Origin of the sequence: Mycobacterium sp. (genome assembly GCF_046095365.1) — a bacterium.
Classification (GTDB): domain Bacteria; phylum Actinomycetota; class Actinomycetes; order Mycobacteriales; family Mycobacteriaceae; genus Mycobacterium.
Genome location: NZ_JBJTJF010000182.1, coordinates 1 through 3,087, shown reverse-complemented (window position 1 = coordinate 3,087; position 3,087 = coordinate 1). Strand labels below are relative to the sequence as shown.

Here is a 3,087-nt window from a genome sequence, read left to right as displayed (position 1 = left end):
GCGCCGCGGCGCTCGACTCCGACGCAGTCGCCCAGTCGGCCAAGCTCAAGGCCGACGAAGCCGTCCAAGCTGCGCAGAGCAGCCAGGACGCCGCCGTGGCCGCGCTGACCAACGCGCAGAACACCTTTCGCCAGCAGCGCCGGCGGTCAGGGCCGCATCGGCGACCGGAGCAGCCCACTGCCGTGCGGCCTCCAGCTTCTGCTGGGCGACCGCACGCTCGGCCGCCAACCTGTCGATCTCCGCCTGCTGCTGGCGAAAGGTGTTCTGCGCGTTGGTCAGCGCGGCCACGGCGGCGTCCTGGCTGCTCTGCGCGGCTTGGACGGCTTCGTCGGCCTTGAGCTTGGCCGACTGGGCGACTGCGTCGGAGTCGAGCGCCGCGGCGCGGGCCTTGCCGAGTCCGTTCATGACCTGCTGTGCGGTCAGCGCCAGGGTCTTGCCTGCCGTCGCCGTCGAGATGATCTCGTCCGGAGTGCGGGCCATCACCAACGAGGCCGACGGCCCGTTGACGTAGGTGGCGGCGGCGAAGGTGTCGAATTTCTTCTGTGCATCGACGATCGCGGCGCTGGTCTCCTTGACCGCCAGCTGGCTGGCCTCGACCTGCTGCTGGGCCAGTCCGGCGACGTCGCGGGCCTCCTGGACCTCGACGATGGCCTTGTTCACGCTCTCCTGCTCGGCCTGTACCCGCGCGCCGACCTCCTGAAGCTTCTGATTGGCCTGGGCCACGTCGGCCACCAGTGCGGCGACGCTGCTGGACTCCTGATCGGGTTCGGCCTCGGCCAGTCCGGGCACCGTCAGGGTCATCGCGACGGTGAGCGTCAGCGGACAGACCGCCCGGGCAGCCCGCACGCCGGGCCACTCACGACAACCGCGGGGGGATGGTCTCATTGCGACTCCGGCTCCTATGGTCCAGGACTGGTCACGCCCGTCACTCATGTCACAAAAGTCACATCAATAACAATGGCGCCATTTGCACCGTACGTCACAGCTGTCGCAGATGAAACCGGCGGACAGAATTACACTTTTGTATTTCCGCAGGTGTGACCGAATAGCAATCTTAGTGAATTGCCATGGAACCGCGTTTGCGCAGGGAGATCAGCGCCCGACGGGTGCGCCGCGTTTTCCGCGCCGTTGTACAAGCCGCGTCACCGCGGCGGCCGCGGCGACAGCGAATACAACGGCAATCGTGAATGCGGTCCAGGGGAATATCGGAGTCTTGAGTTGGTCGACGAAATTCTGCGCGCCCTGGACCGGATCGGTGGTCAGCTTGGCGACGTCCTGCCCGGCCTCCAGAAGCACGCGGTCGTAGGTGGTGCTGTAACTGCCGGCCCAGCCCGGGCTGAGCACCAGCACGGTCGACCCGGGGTTGGCCATGCCCACCTGGGTGGCGATGTCGCGAAGCGGGGTGTCGATGATGGGACTCTTCTGCATCACCACCACCTTGAGGTCGACTCCGCGGTCCTTGGCGCCGCTGACGACCTTCTGCAGTCCGGCGACTTGCGCGGGCGGGGCGGCGATGCCGTCCTTGTCGACGTCGGCCTTCACCGCGGCCATGCAGGCGTCCACCGGCGTCGAGTCGGGCAGACCCACCGCGCCGCACACCTCCACCGGAATGAAGGTGGGCACCGGAACCAGGGTGGTCACGAGTCCAGACCGTACCGCGATCCCCGCAAGAGGGTGACAGCACGCGCCGTCGGAGACCAGACTGGAACCGGTAGGGTCCGCCCCCGCCGAAGGGCAGTCGTCCCGTTACTATCCGACCTGCCCCTTCACGGGATAACCACACGCCGGGAGTTGATGTGAGCAGCAATTCGTCGAATTCGTCCCTGAACTCGTTCCAGGCCCGCGACACCCTGACGGTGGGCGGGCGCAGTTACGAGATCTTCCGGCTCGACGCGGTGCCCGGCACCGAGAAGCTCCCGTACAGCCTGAAGGTGCTCGCCGAGAACCTTCTGCGTACCGAGGACGGGGCCAACATCACCGCCGACCACATCAGCGCGATCGCGAACTGGGATCCCTCGGCGCAGCCGAGCATCGAGATCCAGTTCACCCCGGCGCGGGTGATCATGCAGGACTTCACCGGGGTGCCGTGCGTGGTCGACCTGGCCACCATGCGCGAGGCGGTGACCGAGCTCGGCGGCGACCCGGAGAAGGTCAACCCGCTGTCCCCCGCTGAACTCGTCATCGACCACTCGGTGATCCTCGACTTCTTCGGCAACGCCAACGCCTACCAGCGCAACGTGGATCTGGAGTACCAGCGCAACGGCGAGCGCTACCAGTTCCTGCGCTGGGGCCAGGGTGCGTTCGACGACTTCAAGGTGGTCCCGCCCGGAACCGGGATCGTGCACCAGGTCAACATCGAGTACCTCGCCCGTGTCGTGATGGAGCGAAACGGCGTCGCCTATCCGGACACCTGCGTGGGCACCGACAGTCACACCACCATGGTCAACGGCCTCGGCGTGCTGGGCTGGGGCGTGGGCGGTATCGAGGCCGAGGCCGCAATGCTCGGCCAGCCGGTCTCGATGCTGATCCCCCGTGTGGTGGGCTTCAAGCTGACCGGCGAGATCAAACCGGGCGTGACCGCCACCGACGTGGTTCTGACCGTCACCGACATGCTGCGCAAGCACGGTGTGGTCGGCAAGTTCGTCGAGTTCTACGGCCGGGGTGTGGCCGAGGTGCCGCTGGCCAACCGCGCGACGCTGGGCAATATGAGCCCCGAATTCGGCTCCACCGCGGCGATGTTCCCGATCGACGAGGTCACCATCGACTACCTGCGGCTGACCGGACGCAGCGACGAACAGGTCGCACTGGTCGAGGCCTACGCCAAGACCCAGGGCATGTGGCACGACCCGGATAGCGAACCGGTGTTCTCCGAGTACCTCGAACTCGACCTGTCCACCGTGGTGCCGTCGATCGCCGGGCCCAAGCGACCGCAGGACCGCATCGAACTGTCGGATGCGAAGACGGCCTTCCGCAAGGACATCCACAACTACGTCGAGGAGAACCTCCCGGCCCCGCACACCAAGCTCGACGAGGCCGACGAGGAATCCTTCCCGGCCAGCGACCCGGCGGCACTGTCCTTCGCCGACA

3 protein-coding genes are annotated in these 3,087 nt (G+C 66.8%); 1 reads left to right on the top strand and 2 read right to left on the bottom strand.

Annotated elements, in window-relative coordinates:
* Nucleotides 1–45: 45 nt before the first annotated feature.
* Both ACKOQ4_RS13855 and ACKOQ4_RS13850 read right to left on the bottom strand, forming a co-directional pair.
* Complete coding sequence (locus tag ACKOQ4_RS13855) at nt 46–846, bottom strand: coiled-coil domain-containing protein (RefSeq protein ID WP_526292782.1); 801 nt, start codon at nt 844–846, stop codon at nt 46–48.
* A gap of 246 nt (nt 847–1,092) precedes the next feature.
* On the bottom strand, nt 1,093–1,641 hold the full coding sequence (locus ACKOQ4_RS13850; RefSeq protein WP_526292780.1) for an Rv1476 family membrane protein: 549 nt from the start codon (nt 1,639–1,641) through the stop codon (nt 1,093–1,095).
* Nucleotides 1,642–1,796: 155 nt separating this feature from the next.
* Between ACKOQ4_RS13850 and ACKOQ4_RS13845 the strand changes: the two genes are divergently transcribed.
* A partial coding sequence (locus ACKOQ4_RS13845) for an aconitate hydratase (RefSeq protein WP_526292778.1) occupies nt 1,797–3,087 on the top strand: 1,291 nt, incomplete at its 3' end.